This window comes from Bradyrhizobium sp. ORS 86, from assembly GCF_045571475.1.
Taxonomy (GTDB): domain Bacteria; phylum Pseudomonadota; class Alphaproteobacteria; order Rhizobiales; family Xanthobacteraceae; genus Bradyrhizobium.
In genome coordinates, this window is sequence record NZ_CP120699.1 from 2,313,639 (window position 1) to 2,335,712 (window position 22,074).

The 22,074-nt window shown below is 60.1% G+C and carries 14 protein-coding genes and 4 pseudogenes; 11 read left to right on the forward strand and 7 right to left on the reverse strand.

Annotation, left to right across the window (positions count from 1 at the left end; genetic code table 11):
* The first annotated feature begins 872 nt into the window (after positions 1 to 872).
* From P6U25_RS10485 to P6U25_RS10510, 6 genes and pseudogenes are all read left to right on the forward strand, one after another.
* Positions 873 to 2,479 (forward strand): annotated as a pseudogene (locus P6U25_RS10485) (trehalose-6-phosphate synthase).
* Between the two features lie 668 nt (positions 2,480 to 3,147).
* Positions 3,148 to 3,399, forward strand: a complete 252-nt coding sequence (locus P6U25_RS10490; RefSeq protein WP_407151198.1) for a hypothetical protein — start codon at positions 3,148 to 3,150, stop codon at positions 3,397 to 3,399.
* A 214-nt stretch (positions 3,400 to 3,613) separates the two neighbouring features.
* Complete coding sequence (locus tag P6U25_RS10495; protein ID WP_280978203.1) at positions 3,614 to 3,820, forward strand: cold-shock protein; 207 nt, start codon at positions 3,614 to 3,616, stop codon at positions 3,818 to 3,820.
* Positions 3,821 to 5,299: 1,479 nt separating this feature from the next.
* Positions 5,300 to 6,559 carry a glycosyltransferase gene (locus P6U25_RS10500; protein ID WP_407151199.1) on the forward strand — a complete coding sequence of 420 codons (1,260 nt, stop codon included), beginning with the start codon at positions 5,300 to 5,302 and terminating at the stop codon, positions 6,557 to 6,559.
* Between the two features lie 134 nt (positions 6,560 to 6,693).
* Positions 6,694 to 7,902, forward strand: a complete 1,209-nt coding sequence (locus P6U25_RS10505; RefSeq protein WP_407151200.1) for a Bcr/CflA family efflux MFS transporter — start codon at positions 6,694 to 6,696, stop codon at positions 7,900 to 7,902.
* A gap of 28 nt (positions 7,903 to 7,930) precedes the next feature.
* A complete protein-coding gene (locus P6U25_RS10510; protein ID WP_407151201.1) occupies positions 7,931 to 8,797 on the forward strand; it encodes an alpha/beta fold hydrolase in 867 nt (288 codons plus the stop codon).
* Positions 8,798 to 8,862: 65 nt separating this feature from the next.
* Here the strand turns inward: P6U25_RS10510 and P6U25_RS10515 are convergent, their stop codons facing one another.
* The 4 genes from P6U25_RS10515 to P6U25_RS10530 form a co-directional block, all read right to left on the reverse strand.
* The gene (locus tag P6U25_RS10515) at positions 8,863 to 10,188 is read right to left on the reverse strand and encodes a type II toxin-antitoxin system HipA family toxin (protein WP_407151202.1); all 1,326 of its coding nucleotides are present in this window, start codon (positions 10,186 to 10,188) and stop codon (positions 8,863 to 8,865) included.
* Positions 10,188 to 10,442 (reverse strand): helix-turn-helix domain-containing protein, encoded by a 255-nt coding sequence (locus P6U25_RS10520; protein WP_280973140.1) that lies wholly within the window; start codon positions 10,440 to 10,442, stop codon positions 10,188 to 10,190. Before P6U25_RS10520 ends, P6U25_RS10515 begins: the two co-directional genes overlap by 1 nt.
* A gap of 730 nt (positions 10,443 to 11,172) precedes the next feature.
* Positions 11,173 to 12,732 carry an ABC transporter permease/substrate-binding protein gene (locus P6U25_RS10525; protein WP_407151203.1) on the reverse strand — a complete coding sequence of 520 codons (1,560 nt, stop codon included), beginning with the start codon at positions 12,730 to 12,732 and terminating at the stop codon, positions 11,173 to 11,175.
* Positions 12,729 to 13,529, reverse strand: coding sequence for an ATP-binding cassette domain-containing protein (locus P6U25_RS10530; RefSeq protein ID WP_280973136.1), 801 nt, complete (start codon positions 13,527 to 13,529; stop codon positions 12,729 to 12,731). Before P6U25_RS10530 ends, P6U25_RS10525 begins: the two co-directional genes overlap by 4 nt.
* Positions 13,530 to 14,768: 1,239 nt before the next feature.
* Between P6U25_RS10530 and P6U25_RS10535 the strand changes: the two are divergent.
* Together P6U25_RS10535 and P6U25_RS10540 are read left to right on the forward strand one after the other, a co-directional pair.
* Positions 14,769 to 15,070, forward strand: a pseudogene (locus P6U25_RS10535) (hypothetical protein).
* Positions 15,067 to 15,493: pseudogene (locus P6U25_RS10540) on the forward strand (VapC toxin family PIN domain ribonuclease). Before P6U25_RS10535 ends, P6U25_RS10540 begins: the two co-directional pseudogenes overlap by 4 nt.
* A 359-nt stretch (positions 15,494 to 15,852) precedes the next feature.
* Here the strand turns inward: P6U25_RS10540 and P6U25_RS10545 are convergent.
* Positions 15,853 to 16,893, reverse strand: a complete 1,041-nt coding sequence (locus P6U25_RS10545) for a nucleotidyltransferase domain-containing protein (protein ID WP_280973135.1) — start codon at positions 16,891 to 16,893, stop codon at positions 15,853 to 15,855.
* 529 nt (positions 16,894 to 17,422) lie between these two features.
* Between P6U25_RS10545 and P6U25_RS10550 the strand changes: the two genes are divergently transcribed.
* The 3 genes and pseudogenes from P6U25_RS10550 to P6U25_RS10560 all read left to right on the forward strand — a co-directional run bounded on the left by P6U25_RS10550 (position 17,423) and on the right by P6U25_RS10560 (position 18,992).
* Positions 17,423 to 17,734, forward strand: coding sequence for a helix-turn-helix domain-containing protein (locus tag P6U25_RS10550; RefSeq protein ID WP_280973134.1), 312 nt, complete (start codon positions 17,423 to 17,425; stop codon positions 17,732 to 17,734).
* Between the two features lie 192 nt (positions 17,735 to 17,926).
* Positions 17,927 to 17,971: pseudogene (locus P6U25_RS10555) on the forward strand (hypothetical protein); the annotation flags it as partial.
* Positions 17,972 to 18,113: 142 nt separating this feature from the next.
* Positions 18,114 to 18,992 carry a HipA domain-containing protein gene (locus tag P6U25_RS10560; RefSeq protein WP_280973133.1) on the forward strand — a complete coding sequence of 293 codons (879 nt, stop codon included), beginning with the start codon at positions 18,114 to 18,116 and terminating at the stop codon, positions 18,990 to 18,992.
* Here P6U25_RS10560 and P6U25_RS10565 read toward each other — a convergent pair.
* Both P6U25_RS10565 and P6U25_RS10570 read right to left on the reverse strand, forming a co-directional pair.
* Complete coding sequence (locus P6U25_RS10565; RefSeq protein WP_407151204.1) at positions 18,978 to 19,181, reverse strand: hypothetical protein; 204 nt, start codon at positions 19,179 to 19,181, stop codon at positions 18,978 to 18,980. The two genes, P6U25_RS10560 and P6U25_RS10565, sit on opposite strands and share 15 nt — an antisense overlap.
* 160 nt (positions 19,182 to 19,341) lie before the next feature.
* Positions 19,342 to 21,699, reverse strand: coding sequence for a S9 family peptidase (locus tag P6U25_RS10570; protein ID WP_280978202.1), 2,358 nt, complete (start codon positions 21,697 to 21,699; stop codon positions 19,342 to 19,344).
* Positions 21,700 to 22,074 lie beyond the last annotated feature (375 nt).

The following is a 22,074-nucleotide window of genomic DNA, read 5'->3' on the forward strand; positions in this document are numbered from 1 at the left end:
CGTCGCGCTCAAGCAAATCCGAGCGCGGGTCGCAGGCATCGATAGCGCACGCCCGCGGTCGCAGCGGATCTTGTCAAGGACAAAATCTTAAAGCCCGCCCCAGTTTTCGTAAACCTGTCCAAAATTTGCCCGAACGAACCATTTCGTGCGGCCGGCGACCCTTGAGCATGCTCACCAGCATGCGCGGGAGATAGCTCGTGATGTTCCGCAATGTATATGAGCGCTTGTCAATCGATCCGCCGGGCCGCAACCAGGTCAAGTCACGGTACATGCCTATTACTCCATATGCCCGCAGATGCGCGCGGACGGCCGCCCAAGTGATGATCACGTGAGGAGCGCGATACTACTCCAGCGCTCGAGTCCTTGGCATCGGGGCCCCATCATGTCCTCGCCGGACCGCCTGTGACGGCAGCCTTCCGCGTGCGCTCGTCAAAGAGATGAAGGCCGAGCTCGTCTTCCCTTCAATCTGACGTGTCGTCGCACCTACCGCTCCGATCGAGCCGATAGTCCTCGATGGGAGAACTAATGCGGCCACTTGTTTGGCGACCGGTCAGCTTCCGGAAAGCTAGACCTGTCAGCCTTGTGAGGTGGAATAACTGGGAGCTGATCGGCGAACCGCATCAAACGCAAACATCGTCAAACGGAGTTACGGAATGGATCGAGTCCATGACACTCTCGACGCAGCCACATCGAGCCCCGATGCTATATCATACGCCACTCGGCAACCTGACACGACAGAGGAGGCGGCGTTTGATCGACACCTGAGCGAGATCCCACTGAAACTGGAGCAACAAGCCGGCGCGGGCCCTTCCCATTGCGTTGTCTCCAGCGACCTGAATGATCGTCTCGATACGGTAGCCCGGCGACCGGACATGAAGCTGGTCGTCATTTCGAACCGCGGCGCGCCCTTCGATCCCAATAAGCCCCAGGTCGGCGGACTTGCCGCAGGCCTCGAGCCGGTCGTTGAACGGTCCGGCGCGATCTGGATGTTCTCCTCGGAGGACCAAGGCGACGGGACTGAGAAACCTCTCCCGCTCGACAAAGCTGGCAAAGGCCATGTGGCCAAGCTCGATCTGCCGGCCGCGCATTATTCCGGCTACTATCGAGATTATTCGAACGCGACGTTGTGGCCGGTATTGCACTCCCTGCCCGATCGGATGTCGCGCGCGGAAGAGGGGTACCGCAGCTATCGAGAGATGAACGCCTTCATCGCGCGGGCAGCGTCCGGCTTGCAGGATCGGAACGCGTTCTGGGTGCATGACTATCACTTATTTCCGCTCGCGGCCGATCTGCGTCAGCTCGGCATCGAGCGGCCGACCGGTTTTTTCCTGCATACGCCATGGCCGACCCCTGACATGATCCAGCTCGTGTCCAATCATCGCGAACTGATGAAGTCGATGCTGGAGTATGATCTGCTGGGCTTTCAGACGAACCGAGACGTGAACAACTTTCTCGACTGTCTGCGTTCCCATCTCGGGCTGGAGAGCAAGGACGGCGTTGTGATCTCGGAACGTGGCCGGACGCGATGTCAAAAGTTCCCGATAGGTATCGATCCAAAGCAGTTCGCAGACTACCTGGCTGCAGACTTGTCTCCCGCAGAACAAGACAAAGTCTCGTTCTTGCTGAAAAGCGTCGAGGGCACCACGCTTGCGATCGGCGTCGACCGGCTCGACTACACCAAGGGCATCGACAAAAGGGTCGAAGGTTTCAATCAGGTTTTGGTGAAGGCCAAGCCGCGCAGCATCTCGCTGTTACAGATCTCGCCCCCTCACGCGCCGACGTCGAAGAGTATCAGAAGTATAAAAACGAGGTGGAGAGCCGGATCAACCAGGTCAATGCCGAGCACGGCACGGACGGGTGGAGCCCGATCCAGTACAGGAACGAATCGTTCAGCCAGTCGGCACTCGCGCGTCTTTACCGCGCGGCGCGTGTTGGCGTCGTGACGCCGTTGTGTGACGGCATGAATCTCGTCGCGAAAGAGTATGTTGCTGCACAGGATCCGGAGAATCCCGGCGTTCTGGTGCTCTCGAAGTTTGCGGGTGCGGCTGAAGACTTCAACGACGACGAGGCGCTGCTGGTGGATCCGAACCGTCCTGAAGAGATCAAGGACGCAATTTTGCTGGCGGCCAAGATGCCGCGTGAGGAGCGTGTCAGGCGCTGGCGGTCGATGATGGACAAACTAGAAGCATATACGATCCACGACTGGTCGGCGGACTACCTTCGAGAGCTGGACAAAAGCCGAGTTACCGCAGCCGCGGTGACCGCCCACGACAGGATCAAACCCATCGGCACGGAGCCGAGGGAGGGCGCCGATGCGAGAGGAGCCTTTGCGGCGTTAGCGGACCCGGTGAAACATCCGCAGGATAGCCTTTGCGCGCTACCGACAACGACGGCTTCCATCGGCCCCAGCGGACAAGAGCCGGCCGCGAGCGACCGACCGGACGAGGAGCATATCGCGGCGGATTGCGCTCTGCCGTAGCAGACAATTGCACAGGGGACGATCCGATCCGGCGGGCGCACGTCGCTCTTGCAGCCGGCGCAATCCTGGCTCGCGGCTCGCCGCGCGTGAATGGCTCGCATGGACCTTCCATGGGACAACTGTCCATGACCAGAAATGGCAGCGACAAGCCAATGTCCTGTTCCTGCCAGGAAACGACAGTCACGCGAGTGGCGGCGGTACCGCTTCGCCACTGCTGGGCGCTGCGCGTCGGAAGCGGCGGTTGCCTCATGCAGGTGCGCAATAGCCAGTTCGCGGCAAGGCGTGGCGCTAGCTCAAGGCGAGGCACTAGCTCGAGCCAGGCCGCTGGCCCGGCAGCAATGGGCGACTGACGTCTCGTCCTTTGACGTTTTTTGCGAAATACGTCTCCTTGAAAAGATGCGCAGGCTCCTTCGCCCGGTCTGCCGGCGGGATCGGGACCATCGGTGAGGGCCAAGCAATCGAGAATGGCGAAGAGCTGCCTCGAAGCGGCCATGCAATCATGGGCGAGCGGCGGGCTCCGGCGGTTTTTTGGGAAGGGGCGACGTTTCGGATTTTGAGCCTGGCCGGCCAGTTCTCACCATGTCCCGATGAGACTGTCCAGCGTCCGGTCGCGTCAAGTGCTGGCGGAGATCTGGTGTGCGCGCGCCGGATGGCGCGCAGCCATCTTCATGTTCGATCTCGAGCAGCTTCAAACTCGGCTTCAGTACATGACGGCGGGCGCCCGGCTGCGTCCCTTGCCTCGACGTGTCGGCTTCGGATTTTCAGGGAGTTACGCGGCGAGCTTCGGGATGGAGTTCACGGCCGCCTGGTTCTGCAAGGCTGATCGGGCGCTTCCGCTCCAGCTCGGCTCCTCATGGGTGCGGCATGGTTCCGGCTATGCAACTGCCTTTCTAAGCCCGCGACCAATGACGCGCAAGTGAAAACGCCGTCCGTATCCTGAAGCCTCAAAGCGAAGTGTTCTCTAAGCCAGGGCCTTGCTGGTGGTCCCCGGACAAAGCGGCGGGACTCAAGCCATGCGGCAAAAAAGTTGGTACGTAACGTACGCTGCCAAGCCGTGCGTTTCCCCTGCCACCCAGCTTGATGACTGCAAAGCTCTTCACTAAATCACCATCGTTCAATTATGGAGATAGTGCGGTGGCAATGGGTATTGTGAAGTGGTTCAGTTCGACCAAAGGGTATGGCTTCATCAGGCCGGACGATGGAGGGCCAGACGTTTTCGTGCACATCCGTGCTGTCGAAAAGGCCGGCTACACCGGCCTTGAGGAAGGCGCTCGCGTCAGTTACGAGCTAAAGGCCAATCGCTCGGGCAAGACGTCTGCCGAAAATCTCCGGATTGGCTGATCTCATCCTGCCCCGAGCAACCCGCCGGGTTATCCGACGTTTTCAGCTAAAGGTTTTTCCCGCGTCGCGTCATCCCGGCGCCGGTCTATGCGGGCGGCAGCTCGAGCGGTCTTTCCCCGCGCCAAAAAAAGCTCTCGTTGGTATACCAGAAAAATCCAAGCGCCTCGTAATCGCAAAAAGATTTCGATTTGGGTCCCAAACGAACGTAAATCGCTTATGACGCAGTTCGTCGGAGCATCTTTTTCGAGCGTGGACGGCTGGTCCAGATCGCTTGGCTTTTAAGTATTCTGGCGGGGCTTGCCGATGTCGATGCCGAGACCGCCGTGCGGTGAGACAAAGTGCGCGTTCCCGGGGTCTTGCACAGAACGTCTATATCGAGGCTTGCAGTTCAATCGCCTTTGTTCAGGTCGGACAACGCGATCGAATGGTGATCTGTTGGCGCTCCGCCAAGACGCCCGCCAGCGGGGCGGCGGCGGGCTTGATTTCGCACAGCCTGGTCAGAATTTCCGATGTCGTTGTGTTTGAAAATGTCGGCACAACGATGCTTCAGCTTCGACTGATACCAGTTCCTTCGTCATCTCGATCCGCTTCGTCATCTCGATCCGCGAGGTGCGGCCATTGTCGTCGTGATCGGCCGCTGTCTCAATTGGGACACTCGCCAGAACAAATGATATGACCTACGCGATTTTGATGGCTCAGGTCATTGCGGGAATCGAATTGGATATGCACGATCAGGTTGCTGATCCGCGCTAGTCCCGGATCAGGCGACGACGGCCCCAGCACCCGCCTCCATGGCCCCCAAAGGTGCTGGGGCCGCTTCGTTGTTGACCGCAGCTCTCTGCGGGAAAACCTCACCCGACGCCAAACGAATGTAAATCGCTTGCTGCGCGCACGTCGTCCGGGCGCAGCGCCCAAATCGGCACGAGCCGATCCATCACGTTTCCATCAGACGAAGCTTTCCAAGCGTCGCCTTCGGCAGATTGGAATGAGGCCTCCCGAGATCGTCAAAAACAGCTTGAATCTCTCGTGGCGTCAGATTGTAGGTTTGAGGCCACGATCAAAACAACACGCTGGCATCGCCGGATCATCGGCAAATCATCTGTGCGCTTTGCGTATCTGTTGGGGAGAATCGTACGCAGTAGAGCGCAAGGCGAGCCGTAACGACGGGTTCAATCGGATGCGCTTCGGTTGCACGACGTCGCTCCATTAGGTCGAAACAGATCCGCGTCAAACAGATCGACCAGATCTCGTCAATTCGAGAAAGTCGACCTGGCGCGCTGTAGAAGACGCGTCGTCGATGGAACGGGGTGACTGGCACGTCGGAAACTCGAAGCGTTTGTGTCACGCGGGGGCGCACCGTTCCGTCCCCACATGCTGGACGGCTCGCGCGCAGCATCCTTGGGCTAGCGGGACTCTAAGTTGCGCCTTCGGGGCGAGGGCTGCAGATCTTGAAATGCGCGACTGCGAAGAAAGACGCCGATGACTTCTTACAATTTTCTCTTCGCCTCGTGGGGTACGTTGGGAAATCTCAGTCCGCTCTTGACAGTCGCCCGCCGATTGCGCCGCCATGGTCACCATGTCCGCGTGATCGCCGATCCGGCCATGCGGGTCGAAGTCGAGGCCGCGGATTTCGAGTTCGTGACATGGCGCCGCGCTCCAATAGGCAAGACCGCCGACCCGACCGATGTCTCGGATATGCGGGAGAGGATGCGCAGGGTCGTCTTCGAGCCTTGTTCTGCCTACGCAGCCGACATTCGCGACGAGATTGGACGCGTGCCAACGGATGCGGTGCTCGGTCTCGACCTGCTGTTTGGTGCGGCGGTCGGGGCGAAAGCATGTGGCGTGCCGTTCGCGTTTCTCTCGCCTCACGTCAGCATTCGGATCCTGCCGGGAATGCCGCCCGCGACCTCCGGACTGGGGCAACCGAAAACGCCGGAGGAACACGCCGAAGTCAGGCGAGCCTCCGATGCGCTCGCGGCAACATTCAATGCCTCTCTTCCTATCCTCAATCAAGCCCGCGTCGAGTTCGGTCTTCCTCAACTTAGCGACGCTATGGAACTGTTTGACGAAGCCGATCGCGTTCTGCTTGCCATCAGCCAGGCCTTCGATTTTGAGGCGGACGCTCTTCCGCCTAATTTTCGCTACATCGGGCCTTTGCTTGACGTGCCGAGTTGGTCGAAGTCGTGGCAGGGTCCCAGGTCCCCGCGATCCGATCGCCCTCGTGCGCTGATCGCCTGTAGCACGGGTGCACAGGGCCAGCGCGACGTGTTTCAGCGCGTCATCAATGCCGTCGGCGCCATGGATCTCGAAGCTGTGTTCACGACCGGTCCAAATCTGGACATCGCCGATCTTCAAGCTCTGAAGAACGTCCATCTGGTGCGCGGCGCGTCTCACGACACCATTATGAAGGACGTTTCTGTTGTCATATCCCAAGGCGGCCACGGAACCGTCACCCGGGCACTCATCAATGCTTTGCCGCAACTCATCCTGCCGATGGGACGAGACCAATCAGCCAATGCAGCGCGGATAGAGGCAAAGGGAGCAGGGCTTCGATTGGCACCGACAGCGTCCGCGCCGGAGATAGCGGCAGCCATCAAGCAGCTGATCAGCGAACCGCAATTCAAAGTCGCAGCCCGAAGGCTTGGCGAAATCATCCAGGCCGATATCGACACATCGCCTGTTGTCCAGGAGATGGAGATTCTCGCGGCAATCGGACGACGGCGGCGCAGCCGCGCGTGACGAGCGATCCGAGGTGCTGATCGGGCGGTGCTCCCGGACAGTTGCCTGATCGATGCGTTGTCTTTCCCTGATGAAAACTCCTCCAAGCCCGCGACATGGCGCCCGCCTTGACGCCGATCAATGGAAACATGGCCGTGCGCATCAATCCAAATTCGTTCGCCTTCACGTTGTTGCTCGGTCTTCTGGCCTCCTTGCCGACATTTGGCATCGACATGATCCTGCCAAGCCTCTCGGCTGCGGCAGCCGATCTCGGCGTGACGTCGGCCGATGTCGGGCTCGCGATGAGCGTCTATCTCATGACCATGGGAGCATCGCTTCTCATCTATGGGCCGATGTCCGATCGCTTCGGCCGCAAGCCGATCATTCTGTTTGGCTCTGCACTCGTTGTCGCCGCAAGCTTAGGCTGCTTCCTGTCCAGTTCGCTATCGCAGCTCCTGTTCTTTCGCGCGCTCCAGGGAGCTGGTGCATCGGCGAGCGGGATCGCTGCGGTTGCGATTGTCAACGATCTCTTTGAGGGCGAGGCTGCCGGGACAAAGATGGCCAACGTGGTGCTCGCGATCTACATCGTCCCGATGATTGCGCCAATCGTCGGCGCGGCGCTGCTTGCGCTGGGCAGTTGGCGGACGGTCTACCTTGTGCCGCTCGCGGCAGGATTAGTGCTGCTCGCCACAATGTCCGCCTTCAGCGAGAGCGCGACAATCGATCCGAACATCAAGCTCAGCCATGGGACGATCCTGCAAAACTATCGTCGCGTTCTGCGACATCCACTCTGTGTGGGCTACATCCTTTGCAACGCCGCGGCTGCGGGAGCGATGTTCGCCTACGTGACCGGCTCTTCGCTATTCTTCATCGCTGGTCTGGGGCTCAATCCCTATCAATATGGTGTGATCTTCGGAGCCAGTTCTCTGTCAGTCATGCTCGGCACCCGCATCAACAGGATACTTGGCCGTTCGGGGCTATCGCCGGCGCAAGTGATTGTGATGGGCCTCGCACTCTCGACTGTCCTCGCCACGTCCCTTGTCGCCGTGACGCTCGTGGAAGGCAGATCGGCCAGTCTGGTGGTGATCGTGATCGTCGGTGTCGCATTGTCATTCGGCTTGATTTCGCCCCACACCACGAACGAAGCGGTGCGGCCGATACCGGACATCGTGGGGACCATCAGTGCTGCCAGGGCCTTCGTGCAAATGATCGGCGCGGCGTTGTCGAGCGCAATGGTCGCGGCACTTTTCGACGGGCATTCGGCACTTTCGATGGCTGCCGTGATGCTTGGCTTTTGCTTGTTGGCCTTCGCCATCTATGTCGGCCTCGTTCTTCCAGCCGAACATGTCGTCGAGGCCACTTGAACGCCAACCAATTTCGAAAGGAAAGACCGTGATCTCTTATGACACGTTGGAGCCCGTTGTGTTGCGTCGCGACGGCGTACGTCTAGCGCACGTTGAGGCCGGTCCTAGTACCGGTCAAACCCCTCCGCTGCTCCTTATCAATGGCTGGACTGGCGACCACGGCATCTTCACGCCGCAGATCGCCCATTTTGCGCAGTACCGTCGCGTGGTGGCCGTCAATATTCGCGGCCATGGCGCCAGCGATGCGCCTGAGCAGGAGTACACCATCGCGGGATTTGCGGACGATATCGCCTGGCAATGCGCTCAACTGGACCTGCTCAAGCCGGTCGTGATCGGTCACAGCATGGGAGGCCGGATCGCGCTGGAACTGTGTGGCCGCTATCCGGACTTGGCCTCAGGCATGGTCATGATCGACACGATCGTGATGCCGCCTCCGAGCTTGCGCGACTCTCGCGAACTTTCAGCGTTCCTGGAAGGTATCGGCGGACCCAACTATCTTGCGGTCTTGACGGCAAACGCATGGGAAATGGGCTGCGATTTCGACGATCCCGCCCGGCGAAAGACGATCTACGAGACTTATGTGCGTCCGTCTTGCGAGAAAACGCCACAGCATGTGGCCTATTCGATGATACAGAACGCAACCTTGAACTATGATCCCGTCCCTGCCGCTCGAGCCTGCCGGATCCCTATGGCCTATATTTCCGCAGACGTTCCGCTGGTGAACATGGCGCGCGACCTCGATCGGCTGCAGGAGATCTGCCCGCAGCTCGTGATCGCGAAAACGATGCTCGCCGGACATTTCAACACGATCGAGGTTGCCGATCAGGTCAATGCCATGCTGGATCGCTTCTTGTCTGTCGGTCTTCGCCCGTGCCGACGTCGAAGCCTTGAATAGGTCCATGCGTCGCACCTCAAGAATCCCGTGCTCCGCTGGTTCCTCTGTCATGGTCCTGACCGGAATCAAGATGCTGCATTGGACCAGGCTTCCTTCATCAGGGTGATCCGGTGCAGTGCGGCGATCCTGATCGACTCCGAGAGCTCCGACGGAAATTCCTTCGGAAGCTTGTCAAGAACCCGGGCGAAAGCCGGCTCGAAACTTTCGACCAGAGACTCGAAAACTGAACGGACGAGGGGAGCTCCGACACCGGACATTTCGGCCGTCTGGATGAAGTGGCGAGGCTGGATTTCGCTCATTCTATAGTGTCGGCTCTTGCCGACGGACATCGCGAGCTTGAATACCTTGGGCTGAATCTGCTTTGCATCCAGGCTCGGTTGGGCGGTCAGCACGTCGTACAGGGGGGTGAGGCGGAAGCGCCCCCCAGGGCTTAAGAAGACACTGAAGTTCTTGGCGTGACCATCCGTTGCTCCAATCAGCCAGAACGCGACGGCCGCGCGCATGAATGTCGCCAGATCCTCCGCCGGCGCGTCGCTACCCTTGAGCAGTTCCAGAATCTCTTTCATCCCGGGGCCACCTTCCGACTGGTATTTCCTCGAAGGCGGCACCGACAGAGACTGGCAACAATCTTCCTGGGGAAGGCGCAGCAAGCGCCCGTTGCCTGTCCAGCGTCGATCAAATCGCTGGATGATCAGGGTCCGGCGTCCCCCGAACTCGCCGATCTCCGCGTTGGCAGTCGGTATGCCGAGGCCGGACAGCAGTTTCAGACAGAAATATTCGTTCTCAACGCTGTTGGAGAGGTCAATGCCGTTTGGCAGCCTGCCAATTTGCGGCTTGAGAATATGCGTGGTCGCGGCAGTGCCGACCGGCTTGTACCATTTGCCATCGCGGCGAAGTAAGGCGGTTTTCTCCTGCGCGCCCGCAATCGAAAGTCTGAATTCTTCATCCTCGCCAACCCCGAGCGGAGCTGTAGCGAGGTTCTGGATGATGTTGCCAATATCGGCGTCACTAACCGGTTTCCCGTCGACCTTCCCGGCCGGACCTGGATCGACCCCCTCAGGCAAAAACTGGAGCGCGCCAACGCAATCATGCCCGAGCGCGGACAGCATGCTGTAGGCGTCGATTCCACTCGCCCCGACACGTTCGGCCACGCGTCTGCGCATCGGTTCGGTATCGGGAAGCAGATTGTCGAACACGTTGACGACCGGCGCGCCGATGTAGCGGTCCTCTCGAAGGGGCAGCGAGAGAGAAATTGGAAAAGTGGATTCCCAGGCCAGCCATTGCGGATCGTACCGGAAATCGATTGCTCCGCTTGATTCACGCCGAAGCATGCCGACCAACCGTCCGTTGACGAACACATTTAAGGGAGCGTTCGCTCGTCGACGGGCCATCAGAAGACGCTTTCAATGTCAGCAGCGCTCGACTTGCTGCGCGGGCGGATCACCAGTTCGAGATCAAGGGCTGCCAGGGCTTCCATCAGGGTGCGCAATTGAATTGCGGGCGCGCCCCCCTCCAGGCGGGAAACTGTTCCCTGCCGCAGGTGAATGCGCTTACCTAGATCGGACTGCGTCAGCCCGGCCTGTTTGCGAACCCGGCGCAGGACGGCTCCAAGTTGCCTTTCCGTGCGGGCAATATGCTGCGTCATATCCAGCCTCCAAGGGGGATATACGCGATCTCGTATACTAAGTAAATACACGCGATCGCGTATATTTCGGCTTTATACGCAAGCCCGTATAAACATGGAATAAGCGATGGCCCATACGCACGGATCTGAGATCAATGCCCGGAATCGGCACAATTATGCACGTCTCTGGGATCTTCCCTCGGTAACCTTCCGCTGATGCGCATCGCGAGGAGCGATTGTCGCTCCATGGTCCGCGCCTCTGATAAAGAGGCGATGCTGCGCGAGACCAACGTCATCGGCACGTCCCGCGAGCGCACCCTGCAACATAAGGGACGCGAACTCGCGCGCGAAATACGTCTTCGTACATCAGGCCCGGGATGCACTGTAAATCGACGGGAGCTGGACTCCGTCCCTTGGCGCGTCGCCGATGGATTCGACGAACTGAGGAGACGGCGTCGTCAAGAATGACGAAGTCGCCGATCTCCACAAAATCGCCGCTGGCAAGATCGTGGCTCTCGTCCTCCACGCGTTGCAAAGCGCCGTGATGAGGCGCGCCGCTGCCACTGTCCGAAGCCTCGTGATCGCCTGGTCGCAGAGGCGGCCCGATCGCCGGCGCTATTCCGCTCGTCGTGACCGGCCACGTGCTGTTTTAGCGGCAAGACTTCGGGCGTGAGTGCGTAAGCGGGGGAGGGGCGGAGGGCAGAGGCGTCCACCGTGCTGTGCCCTGATTATTTTGCGCGCCGGCCCCCGCCTACTGCCCACTGATCCTCTGCCACAGCCAACGTGCCACCGCGGCGGGCGAAGAATTCGCGTCGCTTCCGCCGGCGCGCAAATTGGCTTCGCGCATCGCCGCGATGTCGATCCGGCCAAGCAGCGGCTTCAGTTCGGCCTGCAACGCCGCGTCATGCGCGCGCCGCGGTGCCAGCAGCAGGACCGCATCATAAGGTGGGATCGCGTGCTTGGGATCGGCCAGCGCCACCAGGTCGTATTTCTTGATCCGCCCATCGCTGGTATAGCCCGCGATGACGTCGACGTCGCCACTGGCCACTGCCGCATACATGAAATCCGGCTGCATCTGTCGTTGCGTGCGGAATAACAGGCCATAAGCCTTGTGCAGGGAGGCCCATTCAGGGCGTGAGAAGAACTCGTAGTCGCCCGCAATCGACAGCGCGGGTGCGTGCGCAGCCAGGTCGGCGATCGAATGAATACCCAGCGCATCGGCGCGCTGCCGCGGCATCACCAGCGCATAGGCGTTCTCGAAACCGAGCGCGCCGAGTAGGGTGATATTCTGCTTTGCCAGGATCGTCGTCAACTCGGCGAGCAACGTTTCGCGCGGCGGCATATCGGTGCGGTAAAACTGGTTGACCCACAGCGTGCCGGAATAATCCACGTAGACGTCGATGTTGTTGGCTGCGAGCGCTTGGAAGATCACGTTGGAGCCGAGGCTCTCGCGCGTCGAGGCCTGCAATCCCGCCGCCTGCAACCGCTGCTCGATCAACGCGGACAGCACATATTGCTCGGCAAACGTCTTGGCGCCGACGATGTAGGTCGACGGCGCCCGCGCTATCGAAGGGGTCAGGGTGGCCGCGACCAGTGCGGCAATCCCGACGCTGCCAAACGTCGTGCGCAGGCGCCTGCGTTCGCGCAAGCCTCGCTCAATCAGCGCCAGAAGCTGATCGACCGCGAGCGCGAGCACCGCTGAAGCGACACAGCCGAACAGCACGAACACCCAGTTCTGCGTCTGCAATCCGGCGAAGATGTAATTGCCGAGGCTGGTCTGCCCGATCGGCGTCGACAATGTCGCGGTCCCGATCACCCATACCGCCGAGGTGCGGATGCCGGCCATGATCACCGGCAGCGCCAACGGCAATTCCACCGTGAACAGCGATTGCCGCGGCGTCATGCCCACACCTTGTGCCGCCTCAAGCAGTGTGGGATCGACACCGTTCAGCCCTGTGATGGTGTTGCGCAGCACCGGCAGCATGGAATAGAGCGCCAGCGCCAGCATGGCTGGCAAAAATCCGAACCCGGAAAAGTCGAAGCCGAACCAGCGAAGCGTCAACGACGCAATGGCGAGCAAGAGCGGGTAGAACAGCGCGAGCAGTGCCAGTCCCGGCACAGTCTGGACGATGCTTGCGAGGCCTAGCAGGATGCCGCGACTCACGGTGTGGTTGCGCGCGAGGATCGCGAGTGGCAGGCTGATCACGAGCCCGAGCGCCAGTGCTGCCAAGCTGACCTGAACATGGCTGCCAAGATAGTCCGGCAGGTGCGCTGCCGCGTCGCGCCAACGCGGGTCGGACAGGAAACTCATCCCGTGCTTGCCCCCGGGAGCAGGGCGTTCAGGCGCTCCGCCTGACGCCTGGGCGTGCGCAACAGCTCCGCCACATAGGGATCGTTGTTGTTTGAGAGCTCAGTTGGCCGGCCTTGCGCTACAACCTGTCCGGCCCGCATCACCGCGATGCGATCGGCAAGCAGCAAGGCCGCCGTCATATCGTGGGTGACCATGACCGTGGTCAAGGCGAGCCTGCGGTGCAGAGCGCGGTAGTCCTCGCCGAGAGTGTCGCGGGTCAGCGGATCGAGCGCGCCGAAGGGTTCGTCCATCAGCATGATACGAGGACGGGCAGCGAGCGCCCGCGCCACACCTACACGCTGCTGCTGCCCGCCCGACAGTTCATGCGGAAGGCGATCGCGATGGAGGGAGTGATCGAGACGTACCAGATCGAGGAGCTCATCGACCCGCGCGGCGATCTCGGCGGCGGCCCATCCCAGCAGTCTCGGCGTGATCGCGATGTTGTCGGCGACGCACAGATGCGGAAATAGCCCGCCACTCTGGAACACGTAGCCCATGCGCCGGCGCAAACGCACCGGATCGACGTCGCGCACGTCCGCGCCTTCCACCACAACACGACCACTGTCGGCGTCGAGCAGACGATTGGCAAGCCGCAACAGCGTGGATTTGCCGGAGCCCGAGGCGCCCACGATCGCCACGAATTCCCCCGCTGCAATATCGAGCGAGACATCGTCGACGGCCATGACGCGTCCGGCGTCATGACCGTTACCAAAGCTCTTCACGACATGGGCGTAAGCGATCAGCGGTGTGAGTGCCATGGTTGGACTGAACAGGTGCGCGAGCGTCCGGAATCCGAAGGGCGCTTCATTCTGCGGTAAGTAGTTAGCGACCCCCCCGATTTGAAGGACACCAGCAAGTCTACGAGACTAAAGCGGCCCGCCGTGACGCGCGGTAATGCGGTTGTTGGCTTGAGATGTCGAAATCGGTCATGGCGTCGGGCATTCCGATATGAAGCGTAGCACTATGACCCGAATAGTTCACGCTCGCCGAGCGCGCGTGTTGGTCCGTTTCGTACAGAGTTTGCCTTCGATCGGTCCTGTTCCTGCAAAGGCAAATACGCTAGTGCGAAAAGCGAAGCGGACCAGGCGGGCGCGGAGTGCGGGTGGATAGCCGCGTTATGCCGCAGCTATATCGGCCTGCATGAGTCCGACGGCAAGCCGATTGCTCGCGCGACGCGTGCTCGTCGTGAGGCCTCTCAGATCTTACAGGCAAGCGATCAGTCGCCCAGGCCGCGGACATCGTCCTTCCACTATCCGTCGAGTTTACGAACTTCATATTCACGCGCGGCGGAACCGCAAAGTCTACGTCGGCCGTCCCAAATTCACGCTGCTCTGGATGTGCTTGGTAGTCACCGCACTGCTAAGCAGAGCCACGCGCTCTGAGCCTTTGCGGCGATACCACTGAATGTCTGCTGATCATTATTGGCGCTGGAACTCTGCCATCGATCACAGACGAACGATGGCGCTGACACCAGTCGACGGCCGATCGTTTCAACCGTTAGCGTTCCGTCAGGTAACCCAAGTATCGGCGTCGCCCCGGCGCGTGACGATCGTCCGTTTCGGAAGAACGAAATCGTTGCGGGCAGGCGGCGTCGTCCCGTTTACATCGGAGATGATTTATGCGGGACATTGACGAGCGCGGGCAATCGCCCATTTCCGATCTTTGGACCAATGAAGCTGCCAACGCCGACGCCTCTCGTGTTGGACCTGCCGCTGGCCGTACTGAAGAGCGCCAATTATTCAATGCCGTCATGGATCGCATGCGCCCGGAATCTGAGGATTCGGGTGCCTTCTCCTCGGGCATCGAGCGCTACACAGCGGTGTCCGGCCGGACCGGTCTGCCCATCGCGAGTCTCAGCCGCACTCAGGAGCGTATCAAATGGCGTGCCTTCTCTGCTCCTCGAACAGTCTCGGCCGGCACGACGGTCGAGCAGATGAGTCAGTTCGATCAGGCGCGGTTCGGACCATTGCCACCAGATGTAGTATGGAGGGCGGGCCATGGGCAACGCCGCACGGAAGAGAGCGACGAAGAACTACCGTACGCGCCTGTACGCAGCGCGGCTTCACGCGCTTCGAAGTTATGGCCCACGAGTCCGGTCGCGATCTGATCCGGACGCTGGCCCGCCGCCTGGCCGAGGAAGGACCGGAAGCAGAGCAGGTTCGCGCCGCCGTGAAGACGGTCATCGCGGGCGAGCCTCCCAAGCATGGTGCTATCCTCACCGCACGCGTCGTTCGCCTCTGGTGGGTGCTGACCTGATCTTTCCCGCCATCGTGAAGAGGGGCGTAAGGTCGGCCCGTGAAGCGCTACCTTCTCGGCACCAACATCATCAGCAACGTCGTCAACCCATAGCCGTCGGGGTCGCTGCTGGCCTGGATGGTGGCGCAGCGAGATGAAGATCTGTTCATCGCGTCACCAACCGTCACGGAAATTCGTCGCGCGGCTCTCGAAAAGCCGCGCGGCAAGAAGCGCGATGCGCTCGACACCTGGTGCTCGGGACCGGAGGGGCCTCAGGTCTTGTTTGCGGGGCGCATCCTGCCGTTCGACGACTGGGCCAGCCTGGTCTGGGCCCGCCTCATGGCGGAGGGTGAGGCCGCCGGCGTCGCGCAGTGGGCATGTCACCGCCGCCGTCGCTGGTGCGAATGACTGCGTCGTGGTTACCGATCACGAAAAGGATTTCGTCGGGCTACAGATCGTCAATCCGATGCGCGAGGGCGCATCATGAACAACATTAGATCCATTGACATGATGTTCCTCGGCTTGGCTGCGCTAGAAGCGCATGCGCGCGGCTACGGTTTCGAAAAAATCTCTCCACGATCTGTTCGATCGCCTATGGCTTTGCGCAACGGCAGCCTTTCGATTAATGGGCGAACAGATCGACGGCAGATTTCAGTTCGGTAACGAGACCTGTCTCGTCGAAGCCAATTCGGCAGTCGCGACTGCGCATAAGTATTCCACCGTGTCGAGCATTACTCCACTCATCTCCCGTATGTCCCCATGCCCGATCTTTACGGGGATGAGCAGGAGCGCTGGATCATAATCATGGTACCGCCGCTACGCGGCGGCTATTGTCGAGCCTGACCGCTAGATCCGCACTGCGGTATCTTTCTGAACGAAAAGTCGCGCCGCGCTGTCTACCAATTCTTTCGGTAGCATCCTTAGCTGCTCTGTGTCGAAGGGCAGGTGGGTCAGATAGTTCGCGACCAGAGCACCCACGGCTTCCGCCTGTGCTGCATCTCGTTGGCGCTTCAGTGGCTCCCTGTCCGCACGACGCGACAACCAAAGCTTATGGACAGCCCAAACCCGCGGATCTGGAGCGACGATGCGAACCGGCTCGCCCTTTTCGTCGATTGCGACCGCCTCGAAACGCGGAGAATTCTGTAGCCAATCGAGTCCTTCGATTTGAATGGCGGACAGATCTTCGGGGTCCGAGCCGATCTTGTCAGGAGCCGTCTTCCAGGGAGGGCTCTGCATGGGCTTGATCAGATCGACAAGATAGCCGTCCCGGTTCACAGCTCGAAACGTCTGCTTGGCGCGTTGGAAGCTGGTGTCGACGCGTTGAAGTATTTTCAGAAGTGAAGATTCGGAGACGTCGTCCCCCACGAACGTCAGCCCGCCACGCGCGTCGAACAGAAGGTCGATGTCTTCCGTCGTGGCCAGGCTCGGATCGATCCTGACGCCCGAAGAGGCCTCATAACCGTAGATCGCGTTCGTTCCGAGAATCCGAATGCCCGATCCCAACATCCCGAAGCCATCGAGGGCGCGCATAATCCGGGCCCCGATCAGAGGCACGCGACCAAGGCCGAGCGCGCGATTGATCGCGGCTTGCCGGTTGATCGTATCGCGCAAATTCTTCAATCGGTCTTCCGCCGCAGCGCGCTTGGCCTCGAAGTCGGCCTTCATCTTTTCGGTTTCGGCAGACCGCGCCCCTAGGGAACTTTGCTTTCGGCGGCCGGCTTTGTCGTAATAGCTCCGGACCAAATATTCGTGGCCTTTGGACTTCGCCCAGGTCAGGGAACCGCGATGCGCGGCAGAGGCCTCCTTGGCGTCTCGCAGGGCCTGAAACCGCTGCCGGCTGTTGACCATCTCGCGGCGCTGATCATTATTAAGCTCTTGAAAATACACGGTTTCAACATTTGATTCTGATTTTTGCCGTCGGTGTTGAAGCCCTATTTATCACCTGTAATCAATGGTTTCAACAGTTAGTCTGATGTACTGACGCAAGTGTTGAAACCGGGGCGATTAGTTCCCTTCCGGGCCGCTCGTATCGCATTGGAGCCGACGTGGAGGCGGGCCCTTGGCGAAGCCGAGTGGGGAGGGACCGCCGCAAAACCATGGCCAGCGTGGCCGCGACTAACATGCCGTTCGCCACATCGCCGGCCGAAGCGCGCTCCGCATCGTGTCCCAGGCCATAGCCGCCCCGGTTTGCGACTGAATAGCTTGCGAGGCAGGTAGGAATCGACGCGCTGAACGAACTCGGCAATCGCCTGGTCCAGCATTTCCGCTCGGCTCGCCTTGAAACGCGCATCGGCCTTCTCGACGGTTGGTCGCGGGAGCGCCGGCACCTTTTGGCCCCAAAAGTTGCTCCTTAGGCCAACGCCCTGTCAGGACGTGTCATGCCTTTGAAAAGGTTGATGTTTCAGAAATTCTAGATATGTCAGCGCTCGGTGACATTTGGATTGCGCGTGCTCGTACACCTGCCGACCTCGGCGCTGTCATTCGCGACAGACGCAAACGCCTTAAGCTCGACCAGTCGACACTGGCCAAGCGGATCGGCGTCAGCCGTCAATGGGTGATTGAGGTTGAGCACGGACATCCGCGCGCAGAGCTGGCGCTTGTCCTTCGCGCGCTTGACGCCCTCGGCATCCCTGTCGACGCAAACAGTGGAACGCCCACCAGCCCCGGGTCAACCTCCGCGGTTGATATCAATGCCATCGTCGCCAAGGCCAAGAAGGGCAAAGCATGACGCGTGAACTTGTCGCGCTCCTAGACGGCAATGAAGTTGGTCGCGTGCGCAACGATGCCCGTGGCCGGCTGACTTTTATAACGATGACCGCACAGCTTACCCTCTCTCGCTCTCAATGCCGCTCGCCGCTGAAGAACATGGTCCTAGCGCCGTGCAGGCCTTCCTCTGGGGCTTCTGCCGGACAACGAACGTGTGCTCGATCGTTGGGCGAAGAAGTTCCAGGTCTCGGCCCGCAACGTCCTTGCCCTCATCTCTAACGTCGGCGAGGACTGCGCCGGAGCCGTCCAGTTCGTCAGGCCTGATCGGTTGGAGGCGCTGAAAACTGGCAAAGACGACAAGATCGAATGGTTGGACGAGCCGGACATACCGGATTCAAGCCTTGCGCGAAGACCACGCCGCTTGGCGTTTGCCGCACGACACCGGGCAATTCACTCTTGCAGGCGTCCAGCCGAAAACGGCCCTTGTTCTGAAGACAAACCGATGGGGCATTCCGTCTGGGCGCATTCCGACCGCGCACATCCTGAAGCCGCCGACCGGCCACTTCGATGGTCACGCCGAGAATGAGCACATCTGCCTGCAGCTCGCACGCGAACTCGCGCTGCCCGCCGCCGAAACCAAAGTGATGCGGCTCGAAAAGGAAGTCGCCATCGTGGTTGAACGCTACGACCGGCAAGTCAGTGGGAACGACATCATCCCGGTACACCAGGAAGATATCTGCCAGGCCATGGGCATCCTGCCGACCAGGAAATACCAGAACGAGGGCGGACCAAGGCCTGCGGATGTGATTGAACTCTTACGCACCCACTCGACGGACCGCGCGGCCGACCTTGAGACGTTCGTCAGGGCTTTGGGCTTCAACTGGCTCATTGGAGGCTCCGACGCCCATGCCAAGAACTATTCCTTGCTTCTGGCGAGCGGCCCTCACGCCCGTCTCGCACCACTGTACGATATAGCGAGCATTCTTACCTACGACCGCGTTGACCAGCGAAAAGTCAAGCTCGCCATGAAGGTCGGGGGCGAATACAAGCTCGATCAAATTGGTGTGCGTCAATGGCAGAAATTTGCGCGCGAAACGCGCGTTGATGCGGACGAGCTTATTGCAAGCCTGGTTTCCATGGCCGAACAGACTCCCAACCGCGTGGCGGATATTCACGCGCGCGCACAAAAAGAGGGGTTGGATAACGCCGTCGTCGGGCGATTGGCAACCTTGCTGCGTAAACGAGCCAATGACTGCCAACGTCTACTAAAGGGAACCTAGCTTTTCGGCGAAGCAGGTCAGTGCCGGCAGCATCAGCGGCAGCATGATGATCGTCGGCGTCGCGATCGATACGGCGATAATCGCGGCGATCGCCGTTGGCACGGCCGGCACCGCAATCGCCGGACCGCGATTGCGGTGATCTGTTCTTCCACAAAGCGGCTGCGCTTCATGCTCTGGTCCTTTGGCCAAAGCGAATTTCAAGCCGGGTTAGGCGAGTTGCGGCAAGTCACCAGGGCATGCTTTGCGTAAAGAGCAATGCCCGCCGATCTCGTGTACTTGATCCAACTGGCTTTCGCTTTCAAACGCTGACCAAGGATCCCGATTTCGCGAAGGCACTTGATGCGAAGCGTCACGGCCTCGGACATGAATGCAGAGGCGCCTTCATGCCATCAAGGCCTGGTTCGCTCTTCGGCAGCTCGATCGATGCGGCATTCCAGTTCGGCGGGACCTGCCCGAGTATGTTACGAACGAAGTAGTCTAGGACCTTGAGCTGGGCATAACGGCCAGGCGTTCCGTGATCGGCGCCGGGCACATAAAGCATGTCGAAGTATTTTCCCGCCCTGATGAGCCGATCGGCAAGCTGGAAGGTGGAGGACGGATCGACGTTGCGGTCCATTTCGCCGACAATGAGCATCAGCTTGCCCTGCAGCCTGTGGGCGTTGTCGATGGCGGAGGATTGCGAATATTCGATGCCGACCGGCCAACCCATCCACTGTTCGTTCCACCAGATCTTGTCCATCCGGTTGTCGTAGTTGCCACTGTTGGCTACGGCCACCTTGTAAAAATCAGGATGGAAGAGCAGGGCGCTCACCGCATTCTGGCCGCCGGCGGACGTGCCAAAAATGCCGACGTTGGAGATATCGTACCACGGATACTTCGCGCTCGCCGCCTTGTGCCAGAGGATGCGGTCGGGAAGGCCTGCGTCCTTCAGGTTCTTCCAGGCGATATCATGGAAGGCGCGCGAGCGGTTGTTCGTCCCCATGCCATCGATCTGAACGACGACAAATCCCAGCTCGGTGAGCGGTTCGACCCAGGTCGAGAAGGATTTCGGAACGAAAGAGCCCTGCGGGCCGGCATAGATCCGCTCCACGACCGGATATCTCTTGTTTGGATCGAAGTTGGCCGGCAGGTGAATGATGCCCCATATATCGGTCTTGCCGTCGCGCCCCTTGGCATGGAAGCTGAGCGGCGGCCGCCAGCCGGCAGCGCTGAGCTCGGCGATGTCGGCACTCTCGACATCCATCAGTTTGGCATTATCGCTGGCGCGATACAGCACCATGTGCGGCGCGACGTCGATGCGGGACCATAGGTCGACATAGTAGCGGCCGTCAGGCGAGAATTCGATGTGATGATTGGCCTGCTCAGGCGTGAGCGCAGTCAGGCCCTTCCCATCGAAATCGATGCGATAGGCGTGGACGTAGTAGGGATCCTCCCTCGGGTTCATCCCGCTGGCGCCAAACCAGATCTGGCGCTTGATCGGATCGACATAGTAGACCGCGCGGACCACCCAATCTCCTTTGGTGATCTGGTTTTTGAGCTCGCCGGTCCGGCCGTTGAACAAATAAAGATGCTCGTATCCATCGCGCTCGGAGGCCCAGATGATCTCGTTTCCGTCGTCCACGTCGTAGCGGAAGATCTTTCCACTATGCGGCTGGTTCACCAGAGGATGGTAGTCGACAAAGGTTTGGCTGACCTCATCAATCAAAGAGCTCGCGTGGCCCGTGGCGGCGTCTACCGCGACAAGTCGATAGAGCTGATGCCCACGTTGATTGTAGTCGAAGGTGAAGCCGCGCCCGTCCTCCCACCACTGGATCGGCGAAAGTTCATAGGGATTTGGAAACAGGGTATTATCGATTGTGATCTCGCGCTGGCTAACGATGTCAAACAGCACCGGCTGGGGCAGTGATAGGGCATCACCTGGCTTCGGATACAGCATCGTCGAATGTCTGGGTTGAAGCTGATCCCTCGGCGATGACTCCACGTAATGGATCTCTCGCTTGTGGCCCGGACGGATGCGGTAAGCTGCGAGGTGACGTGAATCTGGAGACCATTTCAGCGTCGAGACGGCATAGTAGTTGCTTTCGGACCCGTCAAAGGTCAGTGGGATGTCCTGCAAGCCGTCCTTGCTGCGCAGGACGATATTGTAGTTCCTGGTATAGGCCAGCCATTTGCCGTCAGGCGATACGCTTGCCTTGTGCGGATCATTCTCCGCGGGTGGCGTGTGGTCGTAGTAGCTCTGCTGACCGGCGTCCAGGCGCGATGCGTTTCGTGTGCAGGCGTAGCTTACAAGGTCGCAGCTCCATCGGATATTTTCAATGCTGAAGTCGATCTTATTGTCGGTCAGCTCGAAACGGGCGAAGGGCAGGTCGTCGGCCTTATAGTTCTTGTGGCTCGCCCTGTTCAGAGCCTTCGCGAGGCGGGCCTGATCAAAAGCCGGCTGCTTTACGCCAGTTGCCGCATTCACCAGCATGAACTGCTGCTTGCCTTGGGTCGTCCGTCGGTAGACGAACGCCTCGCCCTCGCGGAGCCAGAATGGTTCGGCGGGGACATTCACGGTGAGCCGGCCATAGCGAGCGCCGATCGTGAGCGCTCGCTCGTAATCGGATAGCGCCGGCGGTGGTTTAGCGATGTCCTCCGGCAGAGCCCGCGCGGCTGCCGAATCCTGCAGAGCCAACAGCGCAAGCATCAAGGCGCCGTACTTGTACATGATCCCTCCTGTTTGTATGTCGATACCGGAATGCTGGGATTGAACGTCGCCAATCACGTGCAGCAGCGTCGATGTCTTCTTGGGGAGAGCCGCTCTGGTCGTCTTGCGCATGACGCGACCGCGAACGTTGGCTCGAGCTGGGCAGACTCACACGGCGCACTGGCGGACATCTGGATGGGCGGTTCTGGTTGCTCTCAATGCGAAGACAGCCGATGAAAACGTAGGTGCCCTCGACGCGGGTATTCCTCTCGAAGATCGGCAAATCCCACCCGACGAACTGCTCCCTGTATCGTCACCGCCCCGGTTCGTTCGCTGCTCGATTAACATGAACGTTTCATGGCCTCCGTCGCCGTTCTGCGCTCTGAGCGGCAAGTG

Coding starts and splice junctions, on each gene's coding strand:
- P6U25_RS10570 (WP_280978202.1), bottom strand. CDS start 21,699: ATGTACAAGTACGGCGCCTTGATGCTTGCGCTGTTGGCTCTGCAGGAT.
- P6U25_RS10500 (WP_407151199.1), top strand. CDS start 5,300: ATGACTTCTTACAATTTTCTCTTCGCCTCGTGGGGTACGTTGGGAAAT.
- P6U25_RS10530 (WP_280973136.1), bottom strand. CDS start 13,529: ATGGCACTCACACCGCTGATCGCTTACGCCCATGTCGTGAAGAGCTTT.
- P6U25_RS10490 (WP_407151198.1), top strand. CDS start 3,148: ATGTTCGATCTCGAGCAGCTTCAAACTCGGCTTCAGTACATGACGGCG.
- P6U25_RS10515 (WP_407151202.1), bottom strand. CDS start 10,188: ATGGCCCGTCGACGAGCGAACGCTCCCTTAAATGTGTTCGTCAACGGA.
- P6U25_RS10525 (WP_407151203.1), bottom strand. CDS start 12,732: ATGAGTTTCCTGTCCGACCCGCGTTGGCGCGACGCGGCAGCGCACCTG.
- P6U25_RS10550 (WP_280973134.1), top strand. CDS start 17,423: ATGTCAGCGCTCGGTGACATTTGGATTGCGCGTGCTCGTACACCTGCC.
- P6U25_RS10520 (WP_280973140.1), bottom strand. CDS start 10,442: ATGACGCAGCATATTGCCCGCACGGAAAGGCAACTTGGAGCCGTCCTG.